This is a genomic window from Prevotella sp. Sow4_E9_plate, from assembly GCF_052116205.1.
Classification (GTDB): Bacteria; Bacteroidota; Bacteroidia; order Bacteroidales; family Bacteroidaceae; genus Prevotella.
This window is the reverse complement of sequence record NZ_JBQKLN010000046.1, coordinates 23,217-30,219: the sequence shown is the minus strand read 5'-3', so window position 1 is coordinate 30,219 and position 7,003 is coordinate 23,217. Positions and strand designations below refer to the sequence as shown.

At 35.5% G+C, this 7,003-nt stretch carries 4 protein-coding genes; 3 read left to right on the top strand and 1 reads right to left on the bottom strand.

The window, feature by feature from the left end; all coding sequences use genetic code 11:
• Positions 1 to 980 precede the first annotated feature (980 nt).
• The 3 genes from ACTQ53_RS14310 (at position 981) to ACTQ53_RS14300 (ending at position 3,457) form a co-directional block, all read left to right on the top strand.
• Positions 981 to 1,790: a ParA family protein gene (locus tag ACTQ53_RS14310; RefSeq protein WP_153122970.1), complete on the top strand. Its 810-nt coding sequence runs from the start codon at positions 981 to 983 to the stop codon at positions 1,788 to 1,790.
• Between the two features lie 9 nt (positions 1,791 to 1,799).
• Positions 1,800 to 2,102, top strand: a complete 303-nt coding sequence (locus tag ACTQ53_RS14305; protein ID WP_441933704.1) for a hypothetical protein — start codon at positions 1,800 to 1,802, stop codon at positions 2,100 to 2,102.
• A 119-nt stretch (positions 2,103 to 2,221) separates the two neighbouring features.
• The gene (locus tag ACTQ53_RS14300) at positions 2,222 to 3,457 is read left to right on the top strand and encodes a hypothetical protein (protein ID WP_441933702.1); all 1,236 of its coding nucleotides are present in this window, start codon (positions 2,222 to 2,224) and stop codon (positions 3,455 to 3,457) included.
• Between the two features lie 96 nt (positions 3,458 to 3,553).
• On the opposite strand, the gene ltrA is transcribed toward ACTQ53_RS14300, so the two are convergent.
• The gene (ltrA, locus tag ACTQ53_RS14295) at positions 3,554 to 4,960 is read right to left on the bottom strand and encodes a group II intron reverse transcriptase/maturase (RefSeq protein ID WP_441933700.1); all 1,407 of its coding nucleotides are present in this window, start codon (positions 4,958 to 4,960) and stop codon (positions 3,554 to 3,556) included.
• Between the last annotated feature and the right edge of the window lie 2,043 nt (positions 4,961 to 7,003).

Genomic DNA, 7,003 nt, shown 5'->3' with positions numbered 1-7,003 from the left:
AGAACTCTTTCTTTATATTGCTTCGAGTAATGCTTGATTTCTCAAAAGCGAGTGCAAAAGTACTAACTATTTTCCATTCCACCAAATTCTTCGACAAAAAAGTTCGATAAATGGCGATTTTTTAACAGTTGTAAACAATTAAATATTCATTTTGTACAGCCATACCTTATTTTATAATATTATATATTTTTGCTAGTTTATTCTCACATCATTTCAGAAGTTGCAGACAAAAACAAAATGAATCCGATCAAAATATGAGGCTAAATAATAGAATAATATTGCATGCATCGAAGAATAAACATGTCTACATGTTTACTATAGTTCATGTTTTCATATTTAATATTTACTTGTGCGCTAAATTACATGTTTGCAAATTGACATGTAATCATGCAAACATGTTTTCCGAAAAGTTATGGATAAAAATGCAAATATAACAGCATATATATAAATTTTCACAATCCTTTTAACAGCTTAATATCAAGACATTTAACTATATCATCTGTCAATTCAAACAGACGCATAGATATAAAGATAACAAAATCATGAAAACACAAATCCAAGTATGCATGTTTACATGTATGCATGTAGGTATATTTTCAAGTATTCATGCTTTCATGTTTACATGCATACTATAAACATATAAAGACTGTGAACCATATAAATATACTTCAAAGATTACTTATAGAATGAGAAAAACTTATAAAATGTCACTCATGCATAACGACTTTCATATTTACAGAATATCATGAAAACATGTTTGCAATACAACATGTTTTCATGTATGTTTACAAAACATTCATACTATATCTTAGACACCTGTGTTCTAACACTTTAACTCACACAAAACATAAGTTAGAATTTATTCATGAAAACATGTTCGCCAAAAAACATGTTTCCATGTAAAAAAGTAATTTAAAATTTGGCTATTTCAAATTAATAATGTATCTTTGCACAAAAATGAATAATTAAAAGTCAAAAACATGGAAAATAAACTGAAAATGATTTTGGCTATCGTCAACAATAAAGGAGGCGTAGGCAAAACAACAACAGTGCAAAATCTTGCAGCAGGAATGTTGAGAAAGGATAAAACATTAAGAATCCTTGAGATAGACTTAGATCCTCAATGCAACTTGACCCTTTTAAATCATGCACCAGAAGGGTGTGCTACTGTTTTTGAGTCAATGATCGCATGTAAGGGATTACCTATCTACAAAACAGAAACAGGTGTATATTATGTTCCTGGCTCTGCAAAGATGCAGGATGTCGATCCTTTTCTTCAAAACACAGGTGCACCTCGTCAAGTGTTAGGCGCATGCATCAATAGTGACTGTATTGATTATACAGGTGAGAGCATAAGTAATCCAATAGATTACTTTGATTACATCTTTATAGATTGTCCTCCAGCAATGTCGCTATCTACTTACAACGCAATGGTGGTGGCCAGTCATTTGCTTATTCCTGTTCAGATGGAAGGCTTGTCTGTTTTTGGATTATCCGCTGTTCTTGCAGCAATGAAGGAAGTCAAAGAAGGTCGTTTTGCGTTGAATAAAGATTTGGAATTGTTAGGGTTATTGCCAGTTATGCTGGACGAGAGACCAGTCATTGTGCGACAAGCTTTATCAACTCTACGTGAAAAATATAAAGAAAAAATTCTAAAACATGGTGTTCGACGCTGTATCAAGGTTAATGAGGCTCAAACAGTAAAACAAGATTTGTTTCATTATGCCCCTTATTGCTCAGCCGCAATAGATTATGAATTGGTTATTAAAGAATTGTTTAATTTTAAATAATTAGGAAAAATGGGAAAGGATTTTCGTGCAGCCTTTAGTAATATGAATAAGGCAGTTCGTCCAGGCGCAGAACAATCAGTAGAACAACCTGTTATGCATAATATAGAGCAACCGGCAAAACAACCGGCAAAAAAGAAAAAAATGAGTCTGGCAGAAAAAAGAGCAACCATGCATGCAGTTCAGACATATCTGTCAGAAGAAGACTTTAAAGAACTGATGCTGATTAAACTTAGCAGCAAAGGGATGAATTATGAAGAAATCATACGTGAAGCAATAAGATTGTACATACAAGTTAAGAAAAACGAGTCTTAAGAGACAACCATAATCTAAAATTTTTAGACTATGGATCAAGTTTACTTATTTGGAAACTAAAAAACGGGATTTCGACAACAAAAAACAAAATCATTGTTTATACTAACAGAAATATCAATATGACAGATAAAAAAAATGAAATAGCAAAGAGCCATGTTGATGAGCAGTGGATAAATACTCCATTTAGTTTCACCAAGATAGACAAACAATGCACGCTTTCCCAGCAACATATATTGTTTTGCGTAAGTTCACATCTACAAGAATACGTTACGAGATACTTCAACGAAAAGCGTGAAAAAGGAAATCTACGTTCAGACTATATGTTTGAAGTAGATAAAGAACACGTTGCCATGAATGTACCTAAAATCAAACTTAAATTGAGTGAATTAGGTATAGAATCAAGCCACTATAAAGATCTGCGTAAAACTCTTAAAGAACTCCTAGACTTTAGTGTGAGAATCAAAATAGATGGCAAAGCCGTTATTCAGCACGTATTTTCAAACATAACAGAAGATATTGTGACAAACGGCTATACAAAACAGGGAGTATCATACGATAGGTCAAAAGGAGAGGTCGAGTTAAAAATTGACCCAGTTGTTGCCAAATATGCATTTGACATGAGCCAAGGCTTCATTCATCATATAGCCTTGATTGCACGATATGCTAGCCGACTTAACACTCCAAGAATATATCTCTTTCTACTGCGTCAAATGGGAATAAATAAAGGCAAAATGACCATAAAAGTACCTTTCATGCAACTGAAAGAATATCTAGGTATGGCTAAAATAGCTGAAGACGGAACAGTAGAGGAAGAACAGTATCCAAAATTCTCTCAATTTAAGAAACAAGTATTGGATGCAGTACAAGAAGATTTTGCAAAACTAAGTAAAGAAGACAAAATTGATATAATGTTCACTGATTGCACACCAATATACAAAAGGGGACAAACAAGAGGTAATCCTGAAGCTCTGGTGTTTAAAATCAAAAGAACAGCTTTGGGAAAAGCCCATATCAATGGCAAGATATTGGATAGGAAAGGACTTCCTAAAGCTAGCGGAACCAAAGAACCTGTTGTAGGTGACTTGTTTGCTCATGTTGTGAAACCTGAAAAAAGCAAGATCCAAATGGAAAAGTGTGGGGAAGAGCAATGGAATGAATTTCTATCAAGAATAATAGATCCTTCCCAGACAACATTGCTCAGTAGGGTGAAGTTCCTCGGCATGAAAAATCAAAGATTCTGCATACAGGCTTCACAAGAAGATTTTCAATTACTCAAAACTCTGGGCGTAGAAAAGATAGCTCAAGAATTCTTCAAGTGTGTTGGTTCATTTGCTCCTACTTTCTACCAAGGATAATCCAATCGAGTAGGAGGAAAACGAAGTAGTTTTTCTCCTACTTTCGTTTTCCGACCTCTCACACCACCGTACATGCGGTTCCGCATACGGCGGTTCCTATTTTGGATACCATTCGAGGTATGAACCCGTCAATGTAGCATAGCCTGCCATGCTCAACTTTTCATTAGTTATCGCACGACTTAGTATGTAACTGCCAGCTATGCACCAATAGCCCAAACGACTATTGCCCCACATGTAAGCTTGGTACTTATCTATACCACACTTTATCAAGTTGGCAATTCTCGTTTTCACCCTCTTCCACGACTTCCATATACACATACATAGCCGTCGCCTTAGCCACTCGTCAGTTTCCATGAGGAAACGTTTCATGTTGGCAAGGTGATAGTAACCTACCCATCCCCTTATGTACTCTTCAAGTTTTTGCTTTCTCTTGGCATATCCCCAACCATTGCTTCGGGAAGTCAACTCCTTGAGTTTGGCTTTCATCCTGGATTTGGCTTTTGGGTGTACCGTGAGTTGGCATTTGCCTTTCATTACATAAAAGGAGTAACCAAGGTATTTCACACCTTGCACATAGGACACAACTGTCTTGTCCCTGTTCACCTTCAGATGAAGTTTTCCTTCGATGAAGCGGGTTACAGATTCCTTCACGCGTTTGGCTGCACGCTTGGACTTACAAAATTTCATCGAGTCATCGGCATAGCGGACAAAAGGGAGACCTCGGCTTGTGAGTTCCTTGTCCAACTCGTTGAGCATGATGTTGCTCAAAAGCGGACTTAACGGTCCTCCTTGGGGAGTGCCTTCCTCACTTGCCTCGAACATTCCTTTGCTCATCACACCACTGCGGAGATATTTGTGGATAAGGCTTATCACCCTACCGTCCTTTATCGTGCGGCTGAGGATTTCTATGAGTTTACTGTGGCTCACCGTGTCGAAGAAACGCTCCAAGTCGAGGTCAACCACATAAATGTAGCCATCATCGATTATTTTCTGAGCACCTCTTAGGGCATCATGGCAGCCTCTTCTCGGACGGAAGCCGTAGCTTCCTGGAGAGAATTGACGCTCATAGATGGGAGTTAGGGTCTGGTTGATGGCTTGTTGAACCAGACGGTCTATGACCGTGGGGATGCCCAACAGGCGCATCTTGCCATTGTCTTTGGGTATCTCTACCCTTTTTACTGGGTTCGGACGGTATGAACCGTCTAGCAAGGAACGGATTAGGGCATCCTTGTTAGCCAAGAGCCAAGGGAGCATTTGCTCACATGACATCTTGTCGATACCGCTACAGCCCCTGTTACGCTGCACAGCCTTGTAGGCTTTGAGTAGGTTATCAGGACTGATGATGCGCTCCAACAGGTGTTCCTCGTCGAATGGTACTTCCACTATGTTGTCTTCACATATCCACATGAAGGTCTGCGCTCCCACATATCCTTCGGATTCCGTCCTATCTTTCTGTGGGCAGCCCTTGACTTCTGCCAATGTTTTCTGCATTCTTTCCTTCATAAGGTACATTTCAATTACTATCGTTTCATTTATAGGTTCTGCCCTTCATGGAGCGTTATCGAGAACTCCACTACTATGGCATCTGCTGACTTCTCACGGCAAGCTTTACGCCATGACTTTCGTAAAGGCAACTAATCGCCATGTCCGGGAGACCTCCTCGGATAAGGGCTTATTCTTTCCATCTTATACCCACTTCATTTACACCAACCATTCCGAATAGCTATAGGACTTTGATTTGTGTGGCAATCTCATCCATGGTCAAATGCCTTATATGAAGTTTCTGTACGTTAGGTCAGATGTTTGCCGCCAGCTTCTTTCAGATTCCACCTCGCAGTGGACACCCTTGCTGTTGGCTATACAATTCCCGCTATTAGGGCTTGTTAGGGACTTGCACCCATTAGAATAAGCTCATGCCGAGCATACAACCAAGAGTCGCAGACATTAAATACCATGTCTGCGATTCTTTTTATATCTACGAAACCATTTACCTAATTATATATAACTTACTAATTATTAGCACGTTAAGAAAATTAAAATATAAACTTTAGAAACGTAAGATATCAAAAGACAAATATTTATATTATATATCTTGCTGTTTATCAATGTGTTACATTCATCCAGGTAAATAGTTTCGTAGATGTAGTAGCTTTTTAACTACTTATATCTACGAAACTATTTACCTAACATTGCTTATCTTACTGATATTAAGGCAATTATCATTATTATAATTTTATAATTAAAATCACGATAACTATGAAATAGTATATCAATGAGTAATATGTAACTCCTTGGTATTATGATAGTTACAAATTTAGCGTAAATGGTTTCGTAGATATAAAAGATATCGCCTACATTTTATTATCGAAAAGCACAAAACATAGTTAACCAAATCTTTTTAAACTATCATAATCTACGAAATCATTTACCGAAAATATTATAAGTGTTTAATATTCAGTACTTTAGGTATATTCTTTTAAAACAAAAATTATTTTTATAATTAGAATTTACTTAGATTATTTAATTAGGGATTCTGTAATGTAATGAAAACCAGTGAATTAGTAGATTACAAGTAAACGGTTTCGTAGATGTTGGTAAACGGTTTCGTAGATATAAGTAAACAGTTTCGTAGATATAAGTAAACAGTTTCGTAGTTTTTTGTAAACAGTTCCGTAGATATTACTGATTTTGGATAGCTTTTCTATTATTATCAGAGCTGTGTAGAAGTCTTTTGAATATGGAAATTATTCTGAGAAGTATTTTGGTTACCTGAATCTCAACCTTAAATTCATCTACGAAAGTATTTACTTTTAACTATGTAATGAGTTGATATACAGATGTTTATATATATAATAGTAAAGTAGTTTTTAAATAAACTATAGGTTGAATATCATGCATGAAAAGTTTTGTTAAGTTTGTATTTAGCTAATTTTCAACGTGTTAACTAATTTGAGGTAAATGGTTTCGTAGATATTAATTCGTTTAAGTTGATTAACCGAAATCTACGAAACCGTTTACATTGTTTTCGTAAATAACTGATTTATAAGGCGTTATGTCTGTTTCTTAATTTTCTTCTTTATTTATAAGTTTCAATTATGTTTTTATAATCTTATGACTTTTGTAAATATTTGATACTTAACAGGTTAGCCGTGATAAGGTAAATGGTTTCGTAGTTATTGGTAAATGATTTCGTAGATTTTGGTAAACAGTTTCGTAGATATAAGTAAATGGTTTCGTAGTTTTTAGTAAACAGTTCTGTAGATATTCATTTCAATAGTGTTATATCCATTAATATCATTCTTTCCTATATCTTCTATGATGAGTTAGTTTTAGCTATAAATATTGATGTACAGACATGCTTACATGCAAACATGTTTAAATGTTTACATTAAATATAAGTAATTAGCTCCTGGCGTATCCTTCTGATTTAGCAAGAAAAGATATCATATCATGCTCTTTTAATAAAATAGAAATTAGTTTTATGGTATTTTCTTTTGGTATTTCTCTTATTTTCATTACCTTTGTTACTTGAAGCAACATATTATG

Coding starts and splice junctions, on each gene's coding strand:
- ACTQ53_RS14310 (WP_153122970.1), top strand. CDS start 981: ATGGAAAATAAACTGAAAATGATTTTGGCTATCGTCAACAATAAAGGA.
- ltrA (WP_441933700.1), bottom strand. CDS start 4,960: ATGAAGGAAAGAATGCAGAAAACATTGGCAGAAGTCAAGGGCTGCCCA.
- ACTQ53_RS14305 (WP_441933704.1), top strand. CDS start 1,800: ATGGGAAAGGATTTTCGTGCAGCCTTTAGTAATATGAATAAGGCAGTT.
- ACTQ53_RS14300 (WP_441933702.1), top strand. CDS start 2,222: ATGACAGATAAAAAAAATGAAATAGCAAAGAGCCATGTTGATGAGCAG.